General features: G+C 63.5%; 26 protein-coding genes. 16 read left to right on the top strand and 10 right to left on the bottom strand.

All coding sequences use genetic code 11. From position 1 onward, the window contains the following. Window positions 1-33: 33 nt before the first annotated feature. The 4 genes from LB552_RS25720 to lpxK all read left to right on the top strand — a co-directional run bounded on the left by LB552_RS25720 (window position 34) and on the right by lpxK (window position 3,480). Window positions 34-279 carry a DUF4170 domain-containing protein gene (locus LB552_RS25720; protein WP_041002569.1) on the top strand — a complete coding sequence of 82 codons (246 nt, stop codon included), beginning with the start codon at window positions 34-36 and terminating at the stop codon, window positions 277-279. 5 nt (window positions 280-284) lie between these two features. Next, window positions 285-1,064 carry a lysophospholipid acyltransferase family protein gene (locus LB552_RS25715; protein ID WP_095767821.1) on the top strand — a complete coding sequence of 260 codons (780 nt, stop codon included), beginning with the start codon at window positions 285-287 and terminating at the stop codon, window positions 1,062-1,064. Next, on the top strand, window positions 1,061-2,377 hold the full coding sequence (gene waaA, locus LB552_RS25710; protein WP_224610949.1) for a lipid IV(A) 3-deoxy-D-manno-octulosonic acid transferase: 1,317 nt from the start codon (window positions 1,061-1,063) through the stop codon (window positions 2,375-2,377). The genes LB552_RS25715 and waaA overlap by 4 nt, the downstream gene beginning before the upstream one ends. A 74-nt stretch (window positions 2,378-2,451) precedes the next feature. After that, window positions 2,452-3,480, top strand: coding sequence for a tetraacyldisaccharide 4'-kinase (lpxK, locus tag LB552_RS25705; RefSeq protein WP_224529344.1), 1,029 nt, complete (start codon window positions 2,452-2,454; stop codon window positions 3,478-3,480). A 79-nt stretch (window positions 3,481-3,559) separates the two neighbouring features. Here the strand turns inward: lpxK and LB552_RS25700 are convergent, their stop codons facing one another. From LB552_RS25700 to LB552_RS25690, 3 genes are all read right to left on the bottom strand, one after another. After that, window positions 3,560-4,498: a UDP-glucuronic acid decarboxylase family protein gene (locus tag LB552_RS25700; RefSeq protein WP_224610947.1), complete on the bottom strand. Its 939-nt coding sequence runs from the start codon at window positions 4,496-4,498 to the stop codon at window positions 3,560-3,562. Between the two features lie 113 nt (window positions 4,499-4,611). After that, a complete protein-coding gene (locus LB552_RS25695; protein WP_224610945.1) occupies window positions 4,612-5,415 on the bottom strand; it encodes a glycosyltransferase family 92 protein in 804 nt (267 codons plus the stop codon). 93 nt (window positions 5,416-5,508) lie between these two features. Further along, window positions 5,509-5,742, bottom strand: coding sequence for a DUF2093 domain-containing protein (locus LB552_RS25690; protein WP_040986608.1), 234 nt, complete (start codon window positions 5,740-5,742; stop codon window positions 5,509-5,511). Window positions 5,743-5,857: 115 nt separating this feature from the next. On the opposite strand from LB552_RS25690, the gene LB552_RS25685 reads away from it, so the two are divergent. Beyond that, the gene (locus LB552_RS25685; protein WP_224610944.1) at window positions 5,858-6,460 is read left to right on the top strand and encodes a hypothetical protein; all 603 of its coding nucleotides are present in this window, start codon (window positions 5,858-5,860) and stop codon (window positions 6,458-6,460) included. A gap of 7 nt (window positions 6,461-6,467) precedes the next feature. On the opposite strand, the gene LB552_RS25680 is transcribed toward LB552_RS25685, so the two are convergent. Continuing rightward, window positions 6,468-7,394, bottom strand: a complete 927-nt coding sequence (locus LB552_RS25680; RefSeq protein WP_224610942.1) for a LysR substrate-binding domain-containing protein — start codon at window positions 7,392-7,394, stop codon at window positions 6,468-6,470. A gap of 91 nt (window positions 7,395-7,485) precedes the next feature. On the opposite strand from LB552_RS25680, the gene LB552_RS25675 reads away from it, so the two are divergent. Together LB552_RS25675 and LB552_RS25670 are read left to right on the top strand one after the other, a co-directional pair. Continuing rightward, window positions 7,486-8,379 (top strand): DMT family transporter, encoded by an 894-nt coding sequence (locus LB552_RS25675; protein WP_224610940.1) that lies wholly within the window; start codon window positions 7,486-7,488, stop codon window positions 8,377-8,379. A 122-nt stretch (window positions 8,380-8,501) separates the two neighbouring features. Then, window positions 8,502-9,260: a hypothetical protein gene (locus tag LB552_RS25670; RefSeq protein WP_224610938.1), complete on the top strand. Its 759-nt coding sequence runs from the start codon at window positions 8,502-8,504 to the stop codon at window positions 9,258-9,260. A gap of 50 nt (window positions 9,261-9,310) precedes the next feature. On the opposite strand, the gene mutL is transcribed toward LB552_RS25670, so the two are convergent. From mutL to LB552_RS25655, 3 genes are all read right to left on the bottom strand, one after another. Continuing rightward, window positions 9,311-11,179, bottom strand: a complete 1,869-nt coding sequence (mutL, locus tag LB552_RS25665) for a DNA mismatch repair endonuclease MutL (protein ID WP_224610936.1) — start codon at window positions 11,177-11,179, stop codon at window positions 9,311-9,313. A gap of 88 nt (window positions 11,180-11,267) precedes the next feature. Continuing rightward, window positions 11,268-11,975, bottom strand: a complete 708-nt coding sequence (locus LB552_RS25660; RefSeq protein WP_224610933.1) for a hypothetical protein — start codon at window positions 11,973-11,975, stop codon at window positions 11,268-11,270. 98 nt (window positions 11,976-12,073) lie between these two features. Then, on the bottom strand, window positions 12,074-12,976 hold the full coding sequence (locus LB552_RS25655; RefSeq protein WP_095767813.1) for a LysR substrate-binding domain-containing protein: 903 nt from the start codon (window positions 12,974-12,976) through the stop codon (window positions 12,074-12,076). Between the two features lie 89 nt (window positions 12,977-13,065). Here LB552_RS25655 and LB552_RS25650 point away from each other — a divergent pair, with 89 nt between their 5' ends. The 4 genes from LB552_RS25650 (at window position 13,066) to LB552_RS25635 (ending at window position 17,489) form a co-directional block, all read left to right on the top strand. Further along, window positions 13,066-14,616 (top strand): trimethylamine methyltransferase family protein, encoded by a 1,551-nt coding sequence (locus tag LB552_RS25650; RefSeq protein WP_140542725.1) that lies wholly within the window; start codon window positions 13,066-13,068, stop codon window positions 14,614-14,616. A 64-nt stretch (window positions 14,617-14,680) separates the two neighbouring features. Continuing rightward, the gene (locus LB552_RS25645) at window positions 14,681-16,330 is read left to right on the top strand and encodes an ABC transporter substrate-binding protein (protein WP_224610931.1); all 1,650 of its coding nucleotides are present in this window, start codon (window positions 14,681-14,683) and stop codon (window positions 16,328-16,330) included. Between the two features lie 93 nt (window positions 16,331-16,423). Next, complete coding sequence (locus tag LB552_RS25640) at window positions 16,424-16,897, top strand: DUF3828 domain-containing protein (RefSeq protein WP_224610929.1); 474 nt, start codon at window positions 16,424-16,426, stop codon at window positions 16,895-16,897. 4 nt (window positions 16,898-16,901) lie between these two features. Next, the gene (locus LB552_RS25635) at window positions 16,902-17,489 is read left to right on the top strand and encodes a hypothetical protein (protein WP_224610927.1); all 588 of its coding nucleotides are present in this window, start codon (window positions 16,902-16,904) and stop codon (window positions 17,487-17,489) included. A gap of 68 nt (window positions 17,490-17,557) precedes the next feature. On the opposite strand, the gene queF is transcribed toward LB552_RS25635, so the two are convergent. Then, window positions 17,558-18,019, bottom strand: coding sequence for a preQ(1) synthase (queF, locus tag LB552_RS25630; protein WP_126083116.1), 462 nt, complete (start codon window positions 18,017-18,019; stop codon window positions 17,558-17,560). 78 nt (window positions 18,020-18,097) lie between these two features. On the opposite strand from queF, the gene LB552_RS25625 reads away from it, so the two are divergent. After that, a complete protein-coding gene (locus tag LB552_RS25625) occupies window positions 18,098-20,143 on the top strand; it encodes an FAD-dependent oxidoreductase (RefSeq protein ID WP_224610925.1) in 2,046 nt (681 codons plus the stop codon). A gap of 95 nt (window positions 20,144-20,238) precedes the next feature. On the opposite strand, the gene LB552_RS25620 is transcribed toward LB552_RS25625, so the two are convergent. Continuing rightward, a complete protein-coding gene (locus LB552_RS25620) occupies window positions 20,239-20,646 on the bottom strand; it encodes a hypothetical protein (protein WP_140704150.1) in 408 nt (135 codons plus the stop codon). A gap of 169 nt (window positions 20,647-20,815) precedes the next feature. On the opposite strand from LB552_RS25620, the gene LB552_RS25615 reads away from it, so the two are divergent. After that, window positions 20,816-21,223 carry a MarR family winged helix-turn-helix transcriptional regulator gene (locus LB552_RS25615; protein WP_224610924.1) on the top strand — a complete coding sequence of 136 codons (408 nt, stop codon included), beginning with the start codon at window positions 20,816-20,818 and terminating at the stop codon, window positions 21,221-21,223. 171 nt (window positions 21,224-21,394) lie between these two features. Here the strand turns inward: LB552_RS25615 and LB552_RS25610 are convergent, their stop codons facing one another. Then, window positions 21,395-23,464 (bottom strand): putative bifunctional diguanylate cyclase/phosphodiesterase, encoded by a 2,070-nt coding sequence (locus LB552_RS25610; RefSeq protein ID WP_224529099.1) that lies wholly within the window; start codon window positions 23,462-23,464, stop codon window positions 21,395-21,397. A 286-nt stretch (window positions 23,465-23,750) separates the two neighbouring features. Between LB552_RS25610 and LB552_RS25605 the strand changes: the two genes are divergently transcribed. The 3 genes from LB552_RS25605 to tdh are packed head-to-tail and all read left to right on the top strand — an operon-like array spanning window position 23,751 to window position 26,491. Further along, on the top strand, window positions 23,751-24,938 hold the full coding sequence (locus LB552_RS25605; RefSeq protein WP_224610923.1) for a glycine C-acetyltransferase: 1,188 nt from the start codon (window positions 23,751-23,753) through the stop codon (window positions 24,936-24,938). Between the two features lie 28 nt (window positions 24,939-24,966). Beyond that, window positions 24,967-25,410, top strand: coding sequence for an SRPBCC family protein (locus LB552_RS25600; protein ID WP_224610922.1), 444 nt, complete (start codon window positions 24,967-24,969; stop codon window positions 25,408-25,410). Between the two features lie 46 nt (window positions 25,411-25,456). Further along, complete coding sequence (tdh, locus tag LB552_RS25595; RefSeq protein ID WP_140840991.1) at window positions 25,457-26,491, top strand: L-threonine 3-dehydrogenase; 1,035 nt, start codon at window positions 25,457-25,459, stop codon at window positions 26,489-26,491. The last annotated feature ends 35 nt before the right edge of the window (window positions 26,492-26,526 follow it).

Here is a 26,526-nt window from a genome sequence, read left to right as displayed (position 1 = left end):
TTCACAAAACTCATGAATCTGCGAAGGATCGGCATGGCCGTGGAAGACGGAAAGAAGCAGCTTTTGCACCTGGTGTTCGGTGGCGAGCTGAAAAAGCTGGGTGGAACCGAGTTTCGCGACCTGGACGCGCTCGACATTGTCGGCATCTATCCCGACTATCAATCGGCGCACGCCGCCTGGAAGGCGAAGGCGCAGGCAAGTGTCGACAATGCTCATATGCGCTATTTCGTTGTTCATCTGCACCGCTTGCTCGATCCAGAATCGAAGGTCGGCGGTTGACGCCGATGGAGCATGAAGCGGTGAAAGGGGCGACCCGGCCGCGCGCCGCCAGACGCGGCGGAACGCGCACGCTGTGGCGGCGCATCCGCGAGCCTTTGGCGCAGTCGAGTTTCGTCAAGAACTTCATCGCCAGCCTGTTCGCCTGGTTCTTGCGGTTGATTCGGGTCACCAGCCCGCTCGTCGAAGGCTCGACCCGGGTAGCCGGCGGCGCTTATGCGCATCTTGAGCCGGGCATCATCGCGCTCTGGCACGGCCAGCACCTTTTGACCCCTGCCTATTACCCCGAGGGCCGGCCGCTGGTCGCCATGGTTTCGCGCAGCGCCGACGCCGAGCTCCAGGCGCTGATGATCGAGAAATTCGGCATCGAGGCGGTGCGCGGCTCCGGCGGCCGCGACAATTCGAGGCATTTGGACAAGGGCGGCGCCAAGGCCCTGATCGCGCTGAGGAAGGCGCTCGCCACCGGCAAGAACGTCGCCATGATCGCCGATATTCCGAATGGCACGCCGCGCGACGCTGGGCTTGGCATCGTTCTCCTGGCAAGGCTTTCCGGCCGGCCGATCCTGCCATCGGCCATCGCCACCAGCCGCCGCAAGGTGCTGGAGAAGAGCTGGGACAAGACCACCATCAACCTGCCGTTCGGCCGCTCCGCGGTCATCGTGGGCCAGCCTGTCTTCGTGCCCGCCGATGCCGATGACGCCGAGATGGAGCGCAAGCGCCAGGAGGTCACGGCCTCCCTCAACGCCGCGACGGCTGAGGCTTATCGCCTCGTGGACGGCGGCAAATGAGCGAGCGCTGGGCGCGTGCGGCCCTGACTGCCTATCGCTATGCGGGGGCGGCCGCCTACCCGCTGATCGGCCCCTATGTCGCCTGGCGCGCCTCGCGCGGCAAGGAGGATCGTGTCCGCCGCCGAGAACGCTATGGCATCGCCGGCCGTCCCCGTCCGGAAGGACCGGTGATCTGGATCCATGCCGCAAGCGTGGGCGAGACGATCGCGGTGGTGCCGCTGGTCGAGAGCATCCTCGACTATGGCGTCAACATCGTCTTGACCACCGGCACCGTGACCTCGGCCAAGGTCGCCGACGAGCGCCTCGGCAGCCGCATCATCCACCAATATGTGCCGCTCGATCTGAAGCCCGCGGTAAGCCGCTTCCTTGATCACTGGCGGCCGGAACTGGCGATCATCGCCGAATCGGAAATCTGGCCGATGACCATCCTGGAACTTGGCGCCCGCAACGTGCCGCAGGTTCTGGTCAACGGCCGGCTGTCGGACCGCTCCTTCATGTCCTGGAAGAAGCGCGCCGGCGTTGCCGAGGCGCTGTTCGAGAATCTTGCCCACGTCATCGCCCAGTCGGATGTCGACGGCGAGCGGTTCCGCGCGCTGGGCGCCCGGCCGGTCACCGTTTCCGGCAACCTCAAGGTGGATACCAATCCGCCGCCGGTCGACGAGCGGGCCTTAGCCACCCTGCAGCGCCAGATCGGCGGCCGTCCGACCTGGGCTGCGATCTCGACTCATGATGGCGAAGAGGTCGTGGCCGCGGAGGTCCATGCCAGCCTGCACAGGCGCCATCACGGGCTCTTGACCATCGTCGTGCCGCGTCACCCCGATCGCGCCGATGCGCTGGCCGCGCAGATTTCCGGCATGGGCCTGTCCGTGGCAAGGCGCGGCAAGGGCGACCGCATCTCCCATGATACCGACATCCTGCTCGGCGATACGATCGGCGAGATGGGCCTTTATCTGAGGCTGACCGAGATCGCTTTTGTCGGCCGCTCGCTGACTTCGCAAGGCGGCCAGAACCCGCTCGAGCCGGCGATGCTCGAAACCGCCGTGCTGGCCGGGCGCAACGTGCAGAATTTCCGCGAGGCCTATCAGCGCCTGCTCGACAGCGGCGGCGCGAAGCTGGTGCGCGACCGCGACATGCTGACCGGAGCCGTCAATTTCCTTTTGACCAACGAAGCGGCGCGCCACGAAATGATGGCGGCGGGTGCCGCCACCGTCGACGAAATGCGCGGCGCGCTTGCCCGCACGCTGAAATCGCTGGAGCCCTATATCCAGCCTCTGGTCGTCAAGGCGCGTCTGAAAGGCGCAAACGGGCGCTAGATCATGACCCCAGAAATCGGATCCGATTTTTGGAGAAGTCCATGCGCGAAACCGAGACGCATGGAGCAGGCGCGATGACCAGCGAAGCGCCACCCTTCTGGTGGGAAAAGCCGGACTGGCGCGTGCTTGCGCTGTCGCCCGCATCGGCGATCTATGGGCTGGTCGCCGGCCGTCGCATGCGCCACGCGCCGCGCGAGAAGGTCGCAGCGCCGGTCCTGTGCGTCGGCAACCTTACCGTCGGCGGCAGCGGCAAGACGCCGGTCGCCATCGCTTTGGCCAAGCAGGCCAAGCGCATGCAGCTCACGCCAGGCTTCCTGTCGCGCGGCCATGGCGGCTCGTTTGCGAAGCCGCATGTCGTGGACGCGCATCACGATGCCGCCAAGCATGTCGGTGACGAGCCGCTGCTCCTGGCCGAACATGCGCCCGTCGCGGTGACGGCGAACCGCGCCGCCGGTGCGAAGCTGCTCATCGAAGAACGTGGCTGCGATTTCCTGATCATGGATGACGGGTTCCAGTCGGCGCGCGTCCATATCGACTATGCGCTGGTCGTGGTCGACGCCCGCTTCGGCATCGGCAACGGCCGCGTCATCCCGGGCGGGCCGCTCCGCGCCAAGGTCGTCGACCAACTGGTCTTCACCAGCGGCTTGCTGAAGATGGGCGAGGGGGCCGCCGCCGACGGCGTCGTGCGCCAGGCGGCGCGCGCCGGCCGGCCGATCTTCCTGGCGCATGTCGAGCCGGCCGATCCGTCGCGCTTCGCCGGCGGCCGCTTCCTGGCCTTTGCCGGCATCGGCCATCCGGAGAAATTCTTCGACACGGTGCGCGGCGCGGGCGGCGAAGTGGCTCAGTCGCGCGCTTTTCCGGATCATCATTTCTACGCCCAGGACGAGCTTGCCGACCTCCTGGCGCTCGCCCGGCATGAGGGGCTGCGCCTCGTCACCACGGCAAAGGACGCCGCGCGGCTGCGCCATGGCGAGACGCCTGCCGGTTTCCTCGCCCAGCTGGACGTGCTCGACATCGAGGCCGTGTTCGAGCTCGATCATGTGCCCGAACGCATCGTCGACGAGACGCTCGACGCCTGGCGCCTGCGCAAGATGCGGGGCTAATGCATGTCGCGTAAAAGTGTGCAGCGGTTTTGCGATAACGACATGCATGAAGACAAAGACTTAAAGGGGCGCGCCACCGTCAATTGCCGTTGATGAGGCGGCGGAAGTAGCGAACCGTTTCGGCGAGCCCATCCTCGAGAGCGACGCGAGGAGACCAATTCAGCGTCGACCGCGCCAGACCTATGTCGGGTTGGCGCTGGCGGGGATCGTCCTGCGGCAGGGGCTTGAACTCGATTTTGGACTTGCCGCCCACAAGGCTCAATACAAGTTCGGCCAGTTCCAGGATCGTGACTTCCGTCGGGTTGCCGACGTTGAGGGGGCCCACGAAATCGTCGGGCGTAGCCATCATCCGAACCATCGCATCGACGAGATCGTCGACATAGCAGAAGCTGCGGGTGTGGCTACCGTCGCCGTAGATGGTTATGGGATCATTCTGCAAGGCCTGGACGATGAAGTTGCTGACCACCCGTCCGTCCGACGGGTGCATGCGAGGCCCGTATGTATTGAATATGCGCACCACCTTGATGGGTAATTTCGACTGACGCCGGTAGTCGAAGAACAGCGCCTCGGCGCATCTCTTGCCTTCGTCGTAGCAACTGCGCGGCCCGATCGGATTGACGTGGCCCCAATAGGCCTCGGTCTGGGGATGGACTTGCGGATCGCCATAGACCTCGGATGTCGATGCCTGAAGGATCCTGGCCCCGGAAGCGCGTGCGAGATCGAGCATGTTGATCGCTCCATAGACGCAGGTCCTGGTGGTCTCGATCGGAATGCGCTGATAGTGAACAGGCGAGGCCGGGCAGGCGAGGTTGAAGATTTCATCCGTTTCGACTTTGAGAGGGACGGTAACGTCGTGCCTCAGAAACCCGAAATGCGGATTGCCCAGAAGATGACCGATATTTTCCGCCGAGCCGGTGGAAAAATTGTCGGCACATAGTACCTGCCGGTCTTGTGCCAGCAGCAGGTCGCATAGATGCGAGCCGATAAAGCCGGCCCCACCCGTGACAAGAACCTTCACAATTAACCCCCGTACCCATAGCCCTTTGCTGTCTATAGCCCCAGAAAGGCGAAAGTGTCAGCACTGAAACGACGGAGTGGGGCCATCGATGGGAAGGGAAGAAGTGGCTACGGCTATCCTGCGCGCCGCATCGCCTGCAGGATCGCCTCGTCGCGCTCGACATTGAGCTTGCTTTCGAAGTCGAAATGCCAATCCCTGTCGCGCAGCGCGGAAGTCGAGGCGTCGCCGCGCCGGATTTTCTGGTCGAGGTCGGCGAGTGATCGCGACCAATAGTGATTGATCCTCAGGACATCGAACTGGGGAGGCATGCCGGGCGCGATGGTCCGTCGACGGGTGTCCATCCCTTCACCGGACAGGAATTTCGACTGATGGACGCCCACCCTGTAGACCATGCGCGGGTTGAGGATTGTCTTGACCGTCGTGATGTCCTGCCCGGCTCGCATCGTATAGGCCTCGACCACCGGCCGTTCCGGTCGCTCCGCTTGGCCGGAGGAGCCATAGAAAGCTTGCCAGACGCAAACGCCTGGCAGGTCGCGATAGTCCCTCAGAACCGAGGGTACGTCACGTCCGTCGGGCGCGAAAAGAAACTCATCGATGTCGAAGAATCCGATCCACAACGCTTCGCACCAGCGCCTGCGGATGCAGTCCCTATAAGCCGACAGCTGCCCCACCGGCCGCGGCCAGTCGACCAGCGTAACCAGCCCCTCCTGGATGAACGGGTTCAATACGGCTTTGAAGTCGTCGGTCGAGAAGTTGTTGTAGAGATAGAAATGCTCGAATCCCACATTCTGATGGAACCTGATCCATTCGGCCAGGAACGGCGCTTCCTCGCGGAAGATGGCGCAGGCCGTCAGCTTGAATCGGGGCGCCCTCGACACCGCCCGATCGCGCCATCTCGCGCGCATGACAAGCGGCATGCGAAGAAGTGTCTTGAGAGATTTCCTGAAGTTTTTCAATGTAGTACCCTGAGCGGTCGAGCTTGGCTGCCAAGCGCCATGGGCTCGCAAGGCTTATCCCCGCTTGCGCAATTCCGGGTGCATCTCGATCTCGCGGGCAAGCGACACCGCGGCGTTCACATAGGGCTCCTGTCGGGCGACGCTCCAATATTTGAGCTCGTCGAGCGGAATGTTCTCGCCCGTCACCGCACAGCGCACGAAGGAGCCGGGACTGGTGACTTGGAAGTCGCCGTCGAGATAACGGATCCGGGCTTCCCTGCCGCCCGGGCCTTCGAAACGGTTCATCATGAAAGGACGCTGCAGTTCATCGGGTTTCAATCGCCATAAATCGCAAGCAACGTCAAGCTTGACGCAATGCTCATCCGGTATGGCTGCAGCGACAAATGGTTCCCGGAGCCCCGGCATGGACATCACTCCGCCCCGCTTGAACACGCTGATCAATGAGGCGCTCACCCCGCATGCGGTGCCTTCGCCGAAGGCCGATCCGGCGACGGCGGCTTTGATCAGGACGCTGATCCAGCCGCCGGCGCCATCAATGGTGCAGGCGGCGCAGTTCGCCGCGCAGGCACTGCAGAGCGCACAGCCGCGCCCTGCGGCTCAGGCATCGCCACGCCTGTCGTCCTCCGAGGCCGAGGACGCTTACCGGGCCGTCATGGAGCCCGATGCTGCCTTGGATGACGCGCCGTCAACACCTTCGACGGGCAGGGCGGCGGCGGACACCGATCGGGCACCGCGCGGCGTCGCCCCGCCACCGGCAGCGGTCGTCGACACCACGCCGAGGCCCGCGGTCACTCCGCCATTGTCCACATTTTCGCCGGCCGTCGCTTCCGCCGCGGTGCTGGTCGCGGCCAACGCCAATGCACCGCAGCCTCGCGGCGCCGCCGTTCGTCCGGCTGGTCACGCGCCGCGATCCGATTCTGTTGCGGTATCGCTCTGGACGATTTCGGTCGTCACGGCAATCGTCTCGGCCGTGACCGCCACCATCATGGTTCTGTTGCTTCGATAAGCCCGCTCTAGACGTCGTCCTGAAGGAAAGCCTCGAGCTTTTCCGGAGCAAGCCCTGCCTGTTCGGCGATGCGCCCGGCAAGGTCCGCCGCTGCCGCGCGCGGCCGGCCGACCGGGCGGTCCATCCAGTAAGACACCGGATTGAGCGCAGCGCGCTCGTCGACGGCAACGATGCGGCCGGATTGGAGCTGGTCCGCCGTCAGCGGCGGCCGCGCCAGCGCGATGCCCAACCCATGCGCGGCCGCATCGAGCACCAGATTATAGTCCTCGAAACGCCGGTCCTGCGGACGCGGGCGATAGTCCATGTCCTGCGCCGCGAGCCAGGCGCGCCAGGCGGATGCGTCGGAATCGTTGATCAGCGGGAATTTCAGCAGCCGGGCAGGGTCGCCTCGTCCGATCTCCTTCGCCAGCTCCGGCGAGGCGATCGGGAAAATATGCTCCTCGAACAGCTGCACCGAGACGCGACCCGGAATGCGGCCGCGCCCGCAGCGCACCGAAAGATCGATGCCTTCGTCGGCGAGATCGGCCTGGCGGTTGTCGACGTCAAGCACGATGCGCAGCTTGGTCGGATGATTCTCCAGCGCGGCCATGCGCGGCATCAGCCATAGCCCGCTCACCGACGGGATCGAGGCCAGCCGCACCACGGCCGTGCCGCGCGGCTCGACCCAGCGGTCGGAGTTGAACGAGATCAGCGCGAAGGCTTCGGCTGTCCTCAAATGCAGCCGGTTGCCCTCGATCGTCAGCGTCACGCCACGCGCGTTGCGCTCGAAGACTTTCAAGCCAAGCCAGTCCTCCAGCTTGGCGATCTGGCGGCTCACCGCGCCATGGGTGAGGTTGAGCTTTTCAGCCGCCGCGGAAAAACTCCCCATGCGCGCCGCCGCATCGAAGGCGCGCAGGGTTTCAAGCGGCAGTATCTGGTCAGAGCTGTGATCCATGCTCACAGCTGACTCTCGAATTGGTCGTTTGTCAATTGGCCGGCAATGGCGTTCTCATGCATCCATGACGCAGAAAGACGAGGTTACGGCAATGAGCGCTTACACCGGCACGTTGAATGAGACACGGCGCATGGACACCACCGCCGCAATCGCGGTGACGCTGACGGTCATCGGCTGGGCTTCGGCTTTCCCGGCGATCCGCGCCGGCCTTGCCGCCTTCCAGCCGCTGGAGCTCGGCGCGCTGCGCTTTGCCATCGCGGCGGTTCCGGCCGCCATCTTCCTCGCAGTGAAACGCCCGGCACTGCCCCGGGTGGACGAGCTGTGGCGCTTCGGCTTCGGCGGCGCCATCTTCGTCGCGCTCTACACCGCCATGCTCAATTTCGGCGAGCTGACCGTCTCGGCGGGCGCGGCCGGCTTCATCATCAATGTCAGCCCGATCTTCACCGCCATCATGGCGATGGCGCTGCTCGGCGAGCGCTTCTCGGGGCTTGCCTGGTTGGGCACCGTCATTTCCTTCGCCGGCATCGGCATCATCGCGGTGGCCGACGGGCACGGCCTGCATTTCAACGCCGGCGCACTGCTGGTGCTGGGCTCAGCACTTTGTTCCGCCGTCAACACCATCGTCCAGAAGCCGCTCTTTGCCCGCCACCATCCGCTGACCATTTCCGCTTCCAACATGGTGCTCGGCGCGCTCTGCCTGTCGCCCTTCCTGCCGGAAGCGCTTTCGCAGGCGGCGGTCGCCGACAGCGCCGGTCTCGGCGCCGTCATCTACCTCGGCATCGTTCCCTCGTTGATCGCTTATGCCGCCTGGGCGACCGCACTGTCCCGCCTGCCTGCCGCGCGCGCCTCGAACTTCCTCTACCTCGTCTCGCCGACCTCCGCCTTGATCGGCTTCTTCTGGCTGGGCGAAATGCCGTCGCTGCTCGGCATCCTCGGCGGCGCGCTGGCGCTGGGTGGCGTGATCGTTGTGAATTTGAAGCGGTAAATCAACGGGTTGCGATCGTTTCCAGACTCGAATTGACAAGTTGGGCTCGGTAACCGGGCGCCCCTCTGTGATGCGGACGTGAGGCAAGCTATCCTGATCCGCCTTTGATGGAGGGGATCGGGATGGGAAGAGGCTTCATTGCCACGGTTTTCTGCCTGCTGATGCTGAGCGGGAAAGCCTTGGCGGGCTGGTACCAGGTGGAAAACTACGAAGGCTCCATCGGACCGAACCCGGTTCACGTCTCCCTGCAGCGCTATGCCAGCTTCGGCAGCGGCATCAGTGTAAAGGGAAGCTATTTCTACGACGCCAAGCAAAGCCCAATCGCGATCTACGGCAAGGCGGAGGGCTCAAAGCTCACGCTGTGCGAGATCGCGGACGACCAGGAATTTCAACGCGTCCTCGTCATGGGGTCGAAAACACCCGTCGACACCACCGGATGTCCTTTCTCTATCGAGATCAGTGAAAGCGGCGCGGCGGGAAGCTGGAGCAAAGGCGTGGACAAATTTCCCGTTACGCTCAGGAAGGTCGCGAGTCTTGACAATACAGGCGACTTGAAGATCGACGGGACCGTCGAAATTCCCTTTTGGGCTGAGACGACCCGCGACAGATTTGCGGGGATTTACACGAAGTCCGACGCCGGCATCTGCATGACGAAAATGCTAGTGATCAACAAGAAGAAAAAGACGGCCGTTCAGGAGATCGGCTTCGACGATGAGGACTGCAACGCCGGTATGTCGACGACGCCCATTTATATGAACGTGCAAAAATGGGTGGAGGCAGGCAAGGACATCATTTCGGTGGAATTTGGAGGCGGCAAATTCGCAGGCGCGAACGACTATGTTCTCAACCCGAAGACAGGAAAATACCACCTCAAGAAATGATATTCAGCGTATGGCGCCGACCCTTGCTGTTGCAACGAGCCAGGGGACGCTCACCGCCGCCCGAACAGCCGCTCGATATCGGTGAGCTTGAGCTCGATATAGGTCGGGCGGCCATGGTTGCAGGTGCCGGAGCCGGGTGTCGCCTCCATCTGGCGCAGCAGCGCGTTCATCTCCTCGGCCTTGAGCAGGCGCCCTGACCGCACCGAGCCGTGGCAGGCCATGGTCGCGGCTATTCTGTCCAGCCGCTCCTTCAGCGTCTCGACGGTGTCGTTGTCGGCGATCTCGTCGGCAAGGTCGCGCACCAGCTGCTGCACATTGGTTTCGCCCAGCATCGACGGCGTCTCGCGCACCGCCACCGCGCCTGGGCCGAAGCGCTCGAGGCCTAGGCCAAATTTGGCGAGCGTCTCGGAATGCATCGCCAGCCGCTCGGCATCCTCTTCCGGCAGGTCGACGATCTCGGGCAGAAGAAGCATCTGCGACGGCACGGCGCGAGAATGCAGCGCATTCTTCAGCGCCTCGTAGACCAGCCGCTCATGCGCGGCATGCTGGTCGACGATGACGAGCGAATCCCTGGTTTGGGCGACGATGTAGTTCTCATGCACCTGCGCGCGCGCCGCGCCCAGCACCATGCCGAGCAGCGCCTCGGTCGGCTCGGCCATCCCGGCGCGGACATCGGTGCTGGCGAGCGGGCCGGTGTCGAAGGCCGCCTGCTCGTTCTCGGCGAAGCCGTTTCGTGGCGCCCGTGCCTCGCCCATGTCGAGCGGCCGCTGCGCTGAGCGCAACGGGTCGAAGCCTCCGGAGGCGGAAGCGTGATAAGCGGCCTCGTAGCTGCGATGGCCGTTGGCCGGGCCGGCATGCGAGTAGGGCGCCGCGCCCGGCCGGAATGCCGCCATCATGCCGGCGGCGCCCGTCGTCGCCGCGCGGATGCCGGCGCCGGCCAGCGCCTCGCGGATGGCGCCGACGATCAGCCCGCGCACCAGGCCGGGATCCCGGAAGCGCACGTCGGCCTTGGCGGGATGGACGTTGACGTCTACCGTCGAGGGATCGAGCGACAGGAACAGCACCGTCACCGCATGCCGGTCTCGCGGCAGCACGTCGGCGAAGGCGCCGCGGATCGCGCCGGCGATCAGCTTGTCGCGAACCGGCCGTCCATTGACATAGGCATATTGCTGCAGCGCATTGGCACGCGTGTAGGACGGGATCGAGACGTGGCCGGCAAGGTGAACTCCCTCCCGCGCGGCATCGATGGCAATGGCATTGTCCGGGAAATCCTTGCCCATCACTTGCGCGACGCGGGCAAGCCGGCCCTCCGGCGTGTCGCTGGTTGCCGGCAGTTCCAGCGTCGAGCGGTCGGCGCCGGCCAGCGTGAAGCGGACAGCGGGAAAGGCGATGGCGATACGCTTCACCACGTCGCTGGTGGCCGAGCTTTCGGCGCGCTCGCCCTTCATGAATTTCAGCCTGGCCGGTGTGGCGAAGAAAAGGTCGCGCACCTCGACCGTGGTGCCGCGGTTTGCCGCCGCCGGCTTCACCGCCGAGACGCGCCCGCCGTCGATGCCGATCTCGGCCGCGCTGTCGCCGCCAGCCGTGCGAGAGCGGATCGACAGCCGCGCCACCGAGCCGATCGAAGGCAGCGCCTCGCCGCGGAAGCCAAGCGAGCGGATGTCGTGGATGCTGTCGGAAAGCTTGGAGGTGCAGTGGCGCGCGATCGCTAGAGTGAGTTCCTGTTCGGGAATGCCCGAGCCGTCATCGGTGACGCGGATGAGATTGAGCCCGCCGCCGGCGGTGACGATCTCCACCCGCGATGCGCCGGCATCAAGCGCATTCTCGACCAGTTCCTTCACTACGCTCGCCGGACGCTCGATGACCTCGCCGGCGGCGATCTGGTTGATCATCGTTTCGGAAAGCTGGCGGATGGGCATGCGGCGAGTATAGGCGGATTCGAACGGCGTAGGGGAGGGTGGAATTGCGAGAACGGCCCGTCAGCTCGATGCGCGGGTTCCATATGCCTCAACCGCACCCAGAAAGGAAGGTGCACCGTCGCCGAAACGACGAATCAGAGATGGTCTGTCGAATGCTTTGGGGTAGAGCTTGATTTCTCGAAAAACAGCCGAGCTCTGATGTTAGGCAAGGCAGAACCGCCGTTATCGTGCCCTGGGTCACCGGCTCATCCGTGATTTCCAGCTCTATTCTTCGAAGCGACACGCCCGATCCAAAAAACTTCGAAAGGTCGCTGGGATCCAGTATTGTGACTGTGCTGGGATTGTTGAGATCAGTGAATGCCGCAAGCGTTGGGTACAGGTTTTGATAGGTTCTCGTACCCGGAAAAAGATATCGGGCAGGGACCTCTTTCTTGCCTCTGAATTTCATTATCGCAGTCCACCGATCTTCAGTTGTACTTCCTTCCGGTGCGATGTCCTGCAGCGTCAATTCTGCCATTCTTGCCCCATCACCAAGAAGGGCGAACAGTTTGCCGCGCTCGCCGAGATCGACGATGGTTGCTTCCCCCTCGCTTCCAGTCGGAAGAGTGGAATTGAATTTATCTTCTTTGGCTATCACGTGTAGAACGGACGATCCGGATACAACCCTTCCGTCCACCCAGACTTCAACCGAGATTTTCTGGTTCCATCCCCATTCCCTTCCGTTGCAGCTGGATAGAAAGCCAGCCAAGAGAATAAGAGGAGCTATCGTATAAAAAGGTCTCGCTGTGCTCGCCATCGCAATCCTGCCAATTTCAGCAAGATACGATCCTACTGTTGAAAATTGTCTCTATATATACAGATCAATTTGAGATCTTCTATCGCCACCAATCGAACTCACGCCTGCGCTACCAGCCAGTCCCTGACCCTGCGGGCATTCTCGCTGAGGTCGCGGTTCTTCGGCCAGATGACGTGAAAGCCGATGCCGGTCCGCATCACATGATCGGTCACCGGCACCAGCAGCCCTGATGCCACCAGCCGCTCGACCAAATGCCGCCAGCCGAGCGAGATGCCTTGTCCCTCCATCACTGCCTGGATCACCAGCGCATAATCGTTGATGCGCAACCCGCGCTCCGCATTGCGCAGGCTGGTTCCGGCCGACGCGAACCATTCGTCCCAGTTCGGCGCCTCGCGATAGGGTTCCTCGAGATGGATCAGCCGGTGCGTTGCCAGTTCCTCGACCGTCTTCGGCTTACCGAATTTGGCGAGGTAGTTCGGCCCGGCGACCGGGAAGATCTCCTCGTCGGAGAGCGACAGCGAGTGGTAGTCCGGCCAGTCGCGCGGCACCCCGCCGCGCACGCCGAGCGGAATCCCTTCGGCGATGATGTCGAGGTCGCGGTCGGCGGTCTGGATGCGCAGGTCGATACCCGGCAGTTCGTCGCGGAACTGCTGCAGGCGCGGCATCATCCAGAACGAGCCGAAAGCCGTCGAGGCGGCCAAAGTCACATGGCCGCCGGTTGCCTGCAGGCGCAGGTCCTCTGCCGACTTGCGGATATGCGACAGGCCGAGCGAGACGTCGGCATGGAAGCGCTCGCCGGCTTCCGTCAGAAGCACCTGGCGGTGGCGCCGCTGGAAGAGCTTGGCGCCGAGCTGCTCCTCCAGTCCACGCACCGCATAGGAAACGGCGGCCTGCGTCATGCCGAGCTCGCGCCCGGCGGCGGTGAAGCTCGACAGCCGGCCGGCGGCTTCGAAGACGATGAGGCTGCCGGCCGAGGGCAGGAGGTGGCGCAGGCTTCGCATAAGGTGAACTTATACAGAAGATCAGGATTTTCCAGCGTCACAGCCATATTTTGCCTCGCTAACGTGAGTGGCGGGAAGAAGGAGCCTCCATGAACGCACCGGCCGTTGAATTGACCGAACAGACCCACCGCCGCGGCGGTGGCCGTCTTGGCCGCAAGGCGCTGAGAAGCGCGCCGATCGCGTCCTTCCCGACCCTTGTGCGCAAGATCCCGGCCTATGAGATCGTGCCCGACGAGGCGGTGGAGCTGATCCACGAGGAATCGCTCAAGATCCTCGAGGAGGTGGGCTGCGAATTCCGCGACGACGGGGCGATAGAGCTCTGGAAAGCGGCCGGCGCCGATGTCAGGCAAACGCGCGTCCGCATCGACCGCGCGCTCTTGATGGAACTCGTCTCGAAAGTTCCGCCTGAGTTCACGCTCAACGCGCGCAATCCGGAGCGCACCGTGCGCGTCGGCGGCAAGAACTCGATCTTCGTGCCGATGTATGGCGCGCCCTATATCCGCGACCTCGACAACAAGCGCCGTTACGGCACGCTCGCCGACCTCAACAATTTCCACAAGATGGCCTACATGGCGCCGGCGCTGCATTCGTCGAGCTCGGTTATCTGCGAGCCGATGGAAATCGCCGTGCCGAAGCGGCATCTGCACATCATCCATTCGGCGCTGAAACATTCCGACAAGCCGTTCATGGGCATCGTGACGTCGAAGGAGCGCGCCGAGGACACGATGGCGATGGCTGGCATCGTCTTCGGCGAGGACTTCGTGCGCGACAACCCGGTGCTGGTGGCGATCACCAACTGCAATTCGCCGCTGGTCTGGGACGCCACCATGATCGACGCCATGCGGGTCTATGCGAGCCACAACCAGCCGCTGATCCTGGCGCCTTTCGCGCTATGCGGCGCCTCGACTTCGGCCTCCGCCGTCGGCGCGGTGGCGCAGGTCAATGCCGAGGCGCTTGCCGGCGTGGCTTTGACCCAGCTCATCCGGCCCGGCTCGCCGCAGCTCTACGGCCAGTTCATGGTCACCGTCGACATGAAGACCGGCGCGCCGATGGGCGGCACGCCGGAGGCGGCGCAGATGATGTATCTGATGGGCGCGCTGGCCAGGAAATACAAGCTGCCGTGGCGCACGTCCGGCTTCCATGTCGGCTCCAAGCTCAACGACGCCCAGGCCGGCTATGAAGCCAACATGCTGATGCATGCCGCGATCCTTTCGGGCGCCAACTACATCTGGCATTCCGCCGGCTGGCTGGAGGCGGGGCTCACCTGCGGCTATTCGAAATTCGCCACCGACTGCGAGCAACTGGTCGGCTGGTACAAATATGCCGGCGGCGTTCCCTTCGACGATTTCAAGGAAGCGATGGCGGCAATCCGCGAGGTCGGTCCGCAGGGGCATTTCCTCGGCACGCAGCACACGCTTGAGCATTTCGAGAGCGCCTTCTTCATGCCCAACATCATGGACTTCAATTCCTTCGAGCAGTGGAGCGCCGAAGGCGCCAAGGATCATGACACGCGCGGCCGCGAAAAGGCGCGCGCCATGCTCGCCGACTACCAGGAGCCGAAACTCGACGAGGGCATTGCCGAGGGTCTCGCGGATTTGATCGCGCGGCGTGAGGAAAAGCTGCCGGACAGCGTTAGTTGATCCATATCAACGACAGTTGAAACCAACCGGGCGAAGACCTGAAGAAATCAATGGGAGAACGAGAATGACACTTTTCAGAAGCAACGGCGACCGGGTCCCGGCCGCTATCGAGGCCATGGCGAAGGAGGCGCGGGCGGGTCGTGTCGACCGGCGCGAATTCCTGGCCCTGGCAAGCGCCTTCGGCGCGTCGACGGCGTTCGCCTATGGCATGCTCGGCCTTGCCGCGCCGACCAAGGCTCTAGCCGACGAGCCCAAGAAGGGCGGTACGCTGCATGTCGCGATGTCGGTCAAGGCGCAGAAGGACCCGCGCACCTATGACTGGACGGAGATGGCGAACGTTACCCGCACGTGGCTGGAGCCGCTGGTGCGCTACACGCACCAGTTCACTTTCGAGCCGGTGTTGCTCGAAAGCTGGGACGTCAATGATGACGCCACCGAATACACGCTGCATCTGCGCAAGGGCGTGACCTGGAACAATGGCGATGCCTTCAACGCCGACGACGTGGTCGCCAATCTGAACCGCTGGTGCGAGAAGGGGGCTTCAGGCAATTCCATGGCCGCCCGCGTGGGCGCGCTAATCGACACCAAGACCGGCAAGGCCAAGGACGGCGCGATCACCAAGATCGACGACCACACGGTCAAGCTGAAGCTCAACGAAGCCGACATCGCCATCATCCCCGGCCTCACCGACTATCCCGCCCTGGTCGTGCATCGGGACTTCGACAAGGACGGCGCCGATCCGATCAAGAAGCCGATCGGCACCGGAGCTTTCGAGCTGGTGTCCTATTCGGTTGGTCAGAAGGCGGTCGTCAAGCGCCGCGAGAACGGCAAGTGGTGGGGCGGCGAAGCGCCGCTCGACGGCGTGGAGTTCATCGACTACGGCACCGACTTCAACGCTACGCTGAATGCCTTCGATTCCGGCGAGATCGACCTCGACTTCGAAACGCCGGCCGACTACATCGACCCGCTAGACAAGATGGATCTGGTGAAGTCGGAGGTCGCGACGGCGACCACGCTCGTTGCCCGCACCAACATCACGCATAAGCCCTATGACGACAAGCGGGTGCGCAACGCGCTGCAGATGGCGGTCGACAACAACCAGGTGATGCAGCTCGGCTATAATGGCCGCGGCACGGTCGGCGAGAACCACCATGTCAGCCCGATCCATCCCGAATACTACCCGCTGCCCAAAAAGGAGCGCGATGCCGCCGGCGCCAAGAAGCTGATGGCGGAGGCAGGCCAGGCCGATTTCGAGCATGAGCTGATCACGGTCGAGGACGAATGGCAGAAGAACACCGGCGATGCGATTGCCGGCCAGCTGCGCGACGCCGGCATCAAGGTGAAGCGCACGGTGCTGCCCGGCTCGACCTTCTGGAACGACTGGACGAAATATCCTTATTCCATGACCATCTGGTACATGCGCCCGCTCGGCGTGCAGGTGCTGGCGCTCGGCTACCGCACCGGCGAGGCCTGGAACGAGACAGCCTATTCCAACCCGGAGTTCGACGCCAAGCTCAAGGATGCGCTGTCGCAGATCGACGTCGCCAAGCGCAAGGAGGTGATGAAGGATGTCGAGGCGATCCTGCAGGATTCCGGCGTCATCATCCAGCCCTTCTGGCAGAAGCTCTACTGCCACATGAACAAGAAGGTGAAGAACTATTCGATGCACCAGACCTACGAAATGGACTTCCAGAACGTCTGGCTGGATACCTGAGCGCGACTGGATTTCATGAGCCGCAAAAAAGCCGGTATGCAGGATGCGTGGCAGCGAGCTTGCCGCCACGCACCGAACCTCCGGAGATCCTGCATGAAGCCGATAGTGCTTGCCGCTGCCATGTCGATAGCCTTGCCCGGCGCCGCGCTTGCCGGGCCGGCTTCCAACACCGTGAAGTTCTTCTACGTGCCGGAGGTGAAGTTCGAGGCGGACGCCAAATACCGCGACCGCTTCACCGAGCCGGTGACCAGGCTGTTCGAGGCCAACGACAAGGCGCAGAAGGAGAAGCCCGACGAGGTGTCCTGCATCGACTTCGATCCGGGCCTCGACGCCCAGGACTTCGACCAGAAGACCCTGTCGAAGACGCTGAAGCTCACCGAAGCCGTCAACGGCGACACCGCCGAGGTGACGGCAAGCTTCAATCTTTTCCCGGAAGGCGATGACTCCAAACGCGAAATGGTGTGGTCGCTGAAGAAAGTGGACGGCAAGTGGAAGATCGCCGACATCAGTTCCAAGACCAGCGACTGGAAACTCAGCGCGCTGGAATGCGGCGCCTCGACGGAGTGACACCGTGCTTCGCTGGTTCGTCCTCGTGCTGTCGAGCTTATCGATGCTGGCCGCGGGGCTGAACGGCGGAGCCTTGGCGCAGGCGCTCTTCGGCTCGCCGCCCCCGAACGCGTCCTCAGGCGACAATGCGCCCGAGATCGACAAGTCGCCGCCTGCCGCGGCGCCGGAAACCAAACCAGCCGAACCGGCGCCCGTCGCACCTGTCCTGCCCGGATCGCCGACCGCGGTGGTGAAGCCGTTCTACGAACATGTCGGGTTGGAACTCGACCCTTCTCAGCGCAAGAACTTCATCGATCCGGCGAAAACCGTGCTCGACAAGAGCGACGCGCTGCGCGCTTCGGGGCAGGGCGAATGCCTCGACCCCAACATGGCGCTCGACAATGCCGACTACGACAAGCTCGCCATCGACCGGAGTCTGCGCACCGTCGAAGCGGTCAGTGGCGACGAGGCCAAGGTGGTCGTCGCCTTCGTCGTCGAGGGCCACCAGCACCGGCTGGAATGGAAGCTGAAGAAGGTCGGCGGCGCCTGGAAGGTCTCCGACCTTCTGTCGGTCACCGGCGAGTGGGCGCTCAGCCAGTATCAGTGCGAATGATAATGGTGATTGAAGATCAGGGCTGGCGTTCCTTCGCGCGCTGTCCCGCCAGCCTTCCGCAACAAATCTCAACCCCTTCCGCGATAGGGCGCAACGCCGGTATCCGGCAGCCAGGCGTCCTTGGGCGGCGCGCCGGTCTGCCAGAAGACGTCGATCGGAATGCCGCCGCGCGGGAACCAATAGCCGCCCACGCGCAGCCAGAGCGGCTTGGTGGCCTCCACGATGCGGCGGCCGATCATCACGGTGCATTCCTCATGGAAGGCGCCGTGGTTGCGGAACGAGGTCATGAACAATTTCAGCGACTTCGATTCCACCAGCGTCCGGTCAGGCGCGTAGTCGATGACGATGTGGGCGAAATCCGGCTGGCCGGTGACCGGGCACAGCGAGGTGAATTCGGGGCAGGTGAAGCGCACGATCGCCGGCGGGCCGTCGCCGCGCTGGAACGGCACGGTCTCCAGGACTGCCTGTTCGGGGCTCTGTGGCGTCTCGACGTGCTTGCCGAGCTGGGTGAGGTTCTTGGCGTCGGTCATGGTAGCTCCTTGCTGCCGCAAGCCAATCGGGCGCGGCTGTTGGCGGCTCCTTAACACAATTGAAATGGCAGGAAGAAGATGACCAGCAACGACCCGCTTCTCCAACCCTATCAGCTCAAGCACCTGACGCTGAAGAACCGGGTGATGTCGACGAGTCATGAGCCGGCCTATTCCGAGGACGGCATGCCGAAGGAGCGCTACCGGCTCTATCATGCCGAGAAAGCCAAGGGTGGCATGGCGCTGACCATGACGGCGGGCTCGGCGATCGTCTCGCGCGACAGTCCGGCTGCCTTCGGCAATCTGCATGTCTATGACGACAGGATCGTGCCGTGGTTGGCCGAACTCGCCGATGCCTGCCATGAGCATGACTGCAAGGTGATGATCCAGATCACTCATCTCGGCCGCCGCACGGGCTGGAACAAGGCCGACTGGCTGCCGGTACTTTCGGCCTCGCCGGTGCGCGAGCCGGCGCACCGCGCGTTCCCGAAGACCATCGAGGAGTGGGATATCGAGCGCATCGTCGCCGACTATGCTTCCGCCGCGCAGCGCTGCCAGGCAGCCGGGCTCGACGGCATCGAGTTCGAATCCTATGGCCATCTGATGGACGGCTTCTGGTCGCCTTTGACCAACCATCGCGACGACGAGTTCGGCGGCTCGCTCGACAACCGGCTGCGCTTCACCGACATGGTGCTCGACGCCGTGCGCGCCGCGGTCGGTAAAGAATTCATCGTCGGCATCCGCATGGTCGCCGACGAGGATGTCGAAAAGGGCATCTCGAAGGAAGTTGGCGTCGAGATCGCCAGGCGCTTGGCCTCATCCGGCAAGGTCGATTTTCTCAACATCATCCGCGGCACGATCGAGACCGATGCGTCGCTGACCAAGGTCATCCCGGTGGCCGGCATGCGATCCTCGCCGCATCTCGATTTCGCCGGCGAGGTGAGGGCGGCGACGAAATTCCCGACCTTCCATGCGGCGCGCATTTCCGATGTCGCCACGGCTCGCCACGCCATCGCCACCGGCAAACTCGACATGGTCGGCATGACCCGCGCGCATATCGCCGATCCGCATATCGTCCGCAAAGTGATGGAGGGCCGCGAGCACGAGATCCGGCCTTGCGTCGGCGCCACCTATTGCCTCGACCGCATCTATGAGGGCGGCGAGGCGCTTTGCGTCCACAACGCAGCGACCGGCCGCGAGGCGACCATTCCGCACGTCATCGCAAAGAGCGAGGGACCGAAGAAGAAAGTCGTGGTGGTGGGCGCTGGCGCCGGCGGCCTGGAGGCCGCCCGCGTCGCAGCCGAACGTGGCCATCAGGTGACGGTGCTGGAAGCCTCAAGCCAGGCCGGGGGACAGGTGCGCTTGGCAACTCAGAACCCGCGCCGCAAGGAACTGATCGGCATCATCGACTGGCGATTGGCCGAGCTCGACCGTCTCGGCGTTGAAATCCGCTACGACACCTGGGCCGAGAAGAACGATGTGCTGGCGCTGTCGCCGGATGTGGTGATCGTCGCCACCGGTGGCATGCCGCAGAACCCGCCGCTGACGGCCGGCGACAATCTTGTCACCTCGAGCTGGGACATCATGGCCGGGAGCGTCAAGCCGGCCGAGAACGTGCTGCTTTACGACGACAATGGCGGCCATCAGGGCATGGGCGCCGCCGAGCTGATCGCCAACAGTGGCTCGAAGCTGGAACTGGTTTCGCCCGAGCGCTTCTTCGCGCCGGAAATGGGCGGTCTGAACCACGTGCCCTATATGCGCGCCTTCCACGAAAAAGGCGTCACCGTCACCATCAACACCCGCCTGCGTTCGGTGCGGCGCGAGGGCAACCAGCTCGTCGCCGAGCTGGCCTCGGACTTCGCCGACGGCTGGCGCGGCGAGCGGCGCATCGACCAGGTGGTGGTCGAGCACGGCACCGTGCCGCTCGACGATCTTTATCTGTCGCTCAAACCCCTGTCGAAGAACGGCGGCGCGGTCGACTATGAGCGGCTGGTGAGCGGCGGCGACATCTTCCCCGCTCGCAATGCCGAAGGCGGCTTCGTGCTGTTTCGCATCGGCGACGCTGTCGCCTCGCGCAACATCCACGCCGCCATCTATGACGGCATCCGGTTCGGGATCAGGATCTGAGGGTTGTGACGCGCAACGGACCTTTGCAAGGAGAGCCACCTGCCGCTTTGGTCCGTTGCGCGCCGCGCCCGGTCGGTTTTGCCGGCCGTGCGATTTCAAAACAGCTTGGCAGACGCCATGCAAAACACGGTGATGACCAGCAGCCCGCCGGCAATGCGTTCGCCTCTCGTCATTTTCGCCCGCAGCTGGGTTTGCGTCGCCTGATCGGCACCGGCGAGCTGTCTGCTGGCGGAGGCGACAAGCGCGCCCTGCACGCCGGCGGCGATCAGCGCCGTCAAAATGCCCAGCGCCAGCACCTTCTCCATCGAGCCGAAAGCACCTTCGTGGAAGAAATACCAGAGCAGTATGCCGGTCAGGAACGCCAGGCCGGAGGCGCCGAGCTGCGGTCGGATGAAGCGCTCCGCCTTGATCTCCGGATCGCGGGCAACCGCAATGGTTGTGCCGGCCCAGAACACGCCGGCCATGACATGCAGGCCGATGGTGACGATATAGACATATTGCATGACCGCATTCCTCTCTGCCGCCCGCCGCGCGTCGCAGCATGTCGACGCCATCAATAAGACAAAGTTAGATATCTAACGGTTAGATGTCAATCATGAAGCCAGGTTTCATGTTCCAATCGCTTTGCTCTACTGTCAGGTCATGACACCGTTTGACCGTCCGCCCGTCGGCATGACTCTGGCTCGTACCTCGAAAGTGGTGGCGCAGGCTTTCGATGCCGCGATGGTCGAGGCAGGCGGCACGCTGCCGGTCTGGGTGACTTTGCTGTCGGTCAAGTCGAAGGAACTGGCGAACCAGCGCGAGCTTGCCGGGATGATCGGCATCCAGGGTGCGACGCTTACCCATCATCTCAACGGCATGGAGGCGCAAGGGTTGCTGACACGCCGCCGCGATCCGGAAAACCGCAGGGTCCATCAGGTGGCGTTGACGGAAGCCGGCGAAGCGCTGTTCGAAAAGCTGCGCCTCGCGGCGGTCGCCTTCGACAAGCGTCTGCGGGCAGGCATCCCCGATGACAGGCTCGCCGAATTCACGCAGGTGCTTGCGATGCTAAGACGGAACGCTGAGCCGCCTCAGTCGTAGTCCGACGTCGCGCCGAAGATGTAGCGTCGCCGTACCCTTCTCATAGGGCGGAGACACTTATGAGGGCTTCGGCCGGCGAGAACCGGAGCGGAGCGTACTTAACGTACGTGAGCGCAGGAAGCGCAGGAGGCCGCTGTTCGCGGGCCGGCCTCACCCGAATAGCAACTGACCTTAGGCCAAGCTGCCCTGCAGCACCTTCAGCTTCGTCTTCTTCGGGCTACGCGCCAAAAGCCATTCGCGCGCCTTGTCCTGCGGCATCGGGAAGGCGATGGAATAGCCTTGCACCTGGTCGCAGCCGATCGCCATCAGCGAGTCGAGCTCGGCCTCGGTTTCGGCGCCCTCGGCGACGATCGAGATGCCGAGCCCGCGGGCAAGCTCGGTGATGGCGCGCACGATCTTGGAGTTGTCGCCGTTCTCGTTGATGTTCTGGACGAAGCGGCGGTCGATCTTGAGCCGGTCGATCTCGTTGGGGTTGACGTGGCTGAGCGAGGCATAGCCGGTGCCGAAGTCGTCAAGCTCGAGATGCACGCCGGCGGCGCGGATGTGGCGCAGCTTGGCGGCGATCCCGGTCTTCTCGTCATCGAGGATGACGGATTCCACGATCTCCAGCGCCAGCTTCTGTGGGGGCAGCCCGGCCCGCTCCAGCGTGCCGAACAAGAAGGCGTCGAAATCGAGCTCGCGCAGCTCCGTGCCCGAGACATTGACGGCGATGCGCCCGAAATCGATGCCGGCGCGGTTCCATTCGGCGGCTTCCTCGATCGCTTTGGCGATAACGATGCGGCCGACATCCGGCATGAAGCCGCATTTTTCGGCGACGGGAATGAATTCGCCGGGCGAGATCATACCGCGCGTCGCGTGTTTCCAACGCACCAGCGCCTCGATGCCGCTGATCTTGCCGCTGGTCAGCGATACCTGCGGCTGGAAATAGACCTCAAAACTCTTGTTGGCGATCGCCGTGCGGATGTCCTGTTCGAGCTGCTTGCGGTAGTCGAGCTCGCGGCGCAGTTCCTCGGAGAAGAAGGAGAAGTTGCCGCCGCCGAGCTTCTTGGCGGAATAAAGCGCGAGATCGGCATGGACGAGCAGGTCCTGCGCGTTGTCGGCGTCGACCGGATAGACGGCGATGCCGGCGCTGGCGCCGGGCATGATGGTCGTGCCCTGGAACGTGATCGGCTCGTTGATCTCGCCGAGGATGCGCTTGGCCAGCGCATGGATGTCCTCGGTGCTGCCGGCGCCGTTGAGGATCATGACGAACTCGTCGCCACCAAGCCGCGCGCACAGATCCGACGCGCGGCAGGAATCGCGCATGCGCTGCGCGGTCACCACCAGCACGTAGTCGCCGGCGGCATGGCCGAGCGTGTCGTTGATCTGCTTGAAGCGGTCGAGATCGAGCTGGATCACCGCCAGGCGCTCGCGGCGGCGGTGAGCGCCTTTGATCAGCGTTTCAAAATGGTCGGTAAGGAAGGTGCGGTTGTGCAGCCCGGTCAGGCCGTCATGCACGGCGATGAAGGCCATCGAGTTGCGCGCGTCGACCAGCTCGCGTGTCTTGCGCAGGATGGCGTTGGACATCGGCCGGAAAATGAACAACGCGACCAGCACGATGACGCCAAGGGTGGCAAAGAAAAGGGTGCGGTGCAGGTTGAGCAATTGACCGGAGCGTTCGTCTGCAAAGGCGCTGATGCGCTGGCCGAGCGCGGCATAGCCGGACAAGGTCGCATTGGCGAGGGAGGCGTCGAGGCCGGCGCGCTCGGTGCCGCCCTTGTAGCCATCGCTTTGCATGCCGAGTTGGGATCCGAAGGACGAGGCCAGTCGCTCTCCGTTGGCCACCAGACCGACGGAGAAATAGTCGAGATGGAACGGCTTGCTGAACAGCACGTATTCGATCGATTTGGGATCGTTGCGCGCCGGCGACAGCGGGTCGGCGCCGGTCTCGGTGAGCAGCCGGTCGTAATTGGTTTCGAACTCGCCGGTCGCCTGCTTGAGCGCGGTCACCAGCGCCGGCTGCTTGTCGCGCGAGGCAGCACCCGTGGCGCTGGCCAGGAAGACGATGCGCTGCGACAGCGCCTTCTGCGTCTGGACGATGTCGAGCAGCGCATCATTGTGCTGTTGCTGCGCCATCAACTGCTGCAGAAGGATGAAGGAGGCGATCACCATGGCGGCGATGATCGTCAGCGCCAGCCAGTAGCCGGTCTTGATGAGCAGGATCAGCTTGCGCGAAACGCTCTGCACTGGCTGCTGCGACATAACTGGGTGACCCCTCCGGTCGACGGATACCTGCCAAGGATTCGTGGCGGGAAAACGATTAACTTGAAAGGGTTAACGGGTCGGCAAGGTGATCGCGGCAGCGCGGAAAAGCTCGCAAGATGGTTATCACGTCCTTTCTCCCACATCTCTTTTTTGATCCTATTGCCGCCACGCATCGCAGGGATTGCGACCGGGCTTTCGCAGCGCCACCGAAGCGGTCGCTTTTGCGATGGATTTTTCGTGCCCGTAGCGCGACAGTCCGGCCTCGAACCGAACAGGGCCGACCATGAGCAAAGCATTCCTTTCCCATATCGATAGCGAGCTTCAAGGGCTGAAATCGGCCGGACTCTACAAGTCCGAGCGGGTGATCTCCTCGATGCAATCCGCCGAGATCGAGGTCGGCGGCGAAAAGGTGCTGAATTTCTGCGCCAACAACTATCTCGGGCTCGCCGACAGCCCGGATCTGCGCGACGCGGCAAAGCACGCGCTCGACCGCTACGGCTACGGCATGGCCTCCGTGCGCTTCATTTGCGGCACGCAGGAGGAACACAAGCAGCTCGAGGCGACCATCTCCTCCTTTCTGGGCATGGACGATACCATCCTCTATTCTTCCTGCTTCGACGCCAATGGCGGCCTGTTCGAAACGCTGCTCGGCGAGGAGGACGCCATCATCTCGGATGCGCTGAACCACGCCTCGATCATCGATGGCGTGCGGCTCTCGAAGGCCAAACGTTTCCGCTACGCCAACAACGACATGGCCGATCTCGAGGCCCGGCTGAAGGAGGCCAAGGACTGCCGCTTTCGGCTGATCGCCACCGACGGCGTGTTCTCGATGGACGGCATCATCGCCAATCTCAAGGGCGTCTGTGACCTCGCCGAGAAATACGACGCCATGGTCATGGTAGACGACAGCCATGCGGTCGGCTTCGTCGGCAAGAACGGCCGTGGCTCGGCCGAGCATTGCGGCGTCGAGGACAGGGTGGACATCATTACCGGCACGCTTGGCAAGGCGCTGGGCGGTGCCTCCGGCGGCTACACGTCGGGCAAAAGCCAGGTGGTCGACTGGCTGCGCCAGCGCTCGCGCCCCTATCTCTTCTCCAACACGCTGATGCCGGCGATCGCCGGCGCCTCGATCAAGGTCTTCGACCTGATCCGCCATGGCGACGCGTTGCGCGAGCGACTATATGCCAATGCGGACCGGTTCCGTTCCAGCATGGGCAAACTGGGCTTCACGCTGGCTGGCGCCGATCATCCGATCATCCCGGTGATGCTGGGCGATGCGGCACTGGCGCAGGAGATGGCGCAGCGCATGCTGAAGCGCGGCATCTATGTCATCGGTTTCTCCTTTCCGGTGGTGCCGAAGGGCCAGGCGCGCATCCGCACGCAGATGTCTGCCGCCCATTCCAGCGCCGACATCGACAGGGCCGTCGCGGCCTTCGGCGACGTGGGAAAAGAACTGGGTGTAATCGCTTGACCCACGCCGAGGAAAACAGAAGTCGGCCATGACGATCGATGTCACGAGCAGGATCGAGATCGCCAGGCCCCGCGCGGTCGTCGCCGCCTTTTCCGCCGATCCGGACAACGTGCCCCGCTGGTACGTCAATATCAAATCGGTCGAATGGAAGACGCCCCGACCGGTTCAGGTAGGATCGAGAATTGCATTCGTAGCGCAGTTCCTCGGACGGCGGCTTGTTTACACCTACGAAATTGTAGATCTCGTGCAGGGCGAGCGGCTGGTGATGCGAACCGCCGAAGGACCGTTTCCCATGGAAACGAGTTATGCATGGCGCGATACCCGAGAAGGCGCTACCCATATGGCGCTCCGGAACCGCGGTACCCCGACAGGCTTTTCCCGTCTTGTGGCGCCTTTTATCGCCCTGGCCGTTCGGCGTTCGACCGATCGAGACTTGCTCCGGCTGAAGAACATTCTGGAGGCGGCGCACTGATGAAACCGATCCCATCAAGACAGGCAAGATTTTTGAGGAGCGTCTGATGTCGAACATGATGAAGGCGCTGGTGAAGGCCAAGGCCGAGCCGGGCATCTGGATGGAAGAGGTGCCGGTGCCGGAGATCGGCCCCAACGACGTGCTGATCAAGGTCAAGAAGACCGCGATCTGCGGCACCGACGTCCATATCTACAATTGGGACCAGTGGGCGCAGAAGACGGTGCCCGTGCCGATGGTGACGGGCCACGAATTCGTCGGCACGGTCGCTGATTTCGGCTCCGCGGTCACCGAATACAAGGTCGGCCAGCGCGTGTCGGGCGAAGGCCACATCGTCTGCGGCCATTGCCGCAACTGCCGCGCCGGGCGAGGGCATCTCTGCCGCAACACGCTCGGCGTCGGCGTCAACCGTCCCGGCGCCTTCGGCGAGTATCTGGCGATCCCACAGCACAATGTCGTGCCGATCCCCGACGATGTGCCGGACGAGATCGCCGCTATCTTCGATCCGCTGGGCAATGCCGTGCACACAGCCTTGTCCTTTGATCTGGTCGGCGAGGACGTGCTGGTCACCGGCGCCGGGCCGATCGGCATCATGGGTGCGCTGGTGGCGCAATGCGTCGGCGCGCGAAAGGTCGTCATCACCGATATTAACCCGGTGCGACTGGATCTGGCGCGAAAACTCGGTGTCCAGCATGTCGTCGACGCCTCGAAGGAAAAGCTGCGCGATGTGATGCCGTCGATCGGCATGAGCGAGGGTTTCGACGTCGGGCTGGAGATGTCAGGCGCGGCCCCTGCCTTTCGCGACATGATCGACACTATGAACAATGGCGGCAAGATCGCCATCCTCGGCATCGCGCCGACCGGCTTCGAGATCGACTGGAACAAGGTCATCTTCAAGATGCTGCATCTCAAAGGCATCTACGGCCGCGAGATGTTCGAGACCTGGTACAAGATGATCGCCCTGGTGCAAGGCCCGCTGGATGTCTCGGGGCTGATCACCCATCGCATCGGGATTGACGATTTCCAGGTGGGGTTCGATGCGATGAGGAGTGGGAGTTCTGGGAAGGTTGTGATGGATTGGTGAGAGCCTCTGGAGAGATGTCGAGTTCCTTCGCCCCC

It is taken from the genome of Mesorhizobium sp. CA7, assembly GCF_020165015.1.
Taxonomy (GTDB): domain Bacteria; phylum Pseudomonadota; class Alphaproteobacteria; order Rhizobiales; family Rhizobiaceae; genus Mesorhizobium.
The sequence above is the reverse complement of the archived record's forward strand: the minus strand, read 5'-3'. Positions and strand labels throughout refer to the sequence as shown.